Raw genomic sequence first — 275 nt, forward strand, 5'->3', positions numbered from 1 at the left:
AAATTTGAAACCGGATCACAACTATGTAGTTATGTAGGAATTACACCGACTATAAGAGAATCTGGAAGTAGTGTAAGAGGTAGAAGTCGAATAAGTAAAGTTGGTAATAGAAAGTTACGAAACCTCTTGTTTCTATGTTCTTTTACGGCTTGTAAACATAATAAAGCTTGTAGAGAGATCTTTGAACGCATTACAAATAAAGGTAAAAGTAAAAAATTAGCATTAATTGCCGTTTCTAATAAGCTATTGAAACAAGCTTTTGCTATTGCAAAATC

The 275-nt window shown here is 31.6% G+C and carries 1 protein-coding gene; it reads left to right on the forward strand.

What is annotated here, in order from left to right:
* A partial coding sequence (locus EGM88_RS13535) for a transposase (RefSeq protein ID WP_148084088.1) occupies window positions 1–275 on the forward strand: 275 nt, incomplete at both ends.

Origin of the sequence: Aureibaculum marinum, from assembly GCF_003813905.1 — a bacterium.
Classification (GTDB): domain Bacteria; phylum Bacteroidota; class Bacteroidia; order Flavobacteriales; family Flavobacteriaceae; genus Aureibaculum; species Aureibaculum marinum.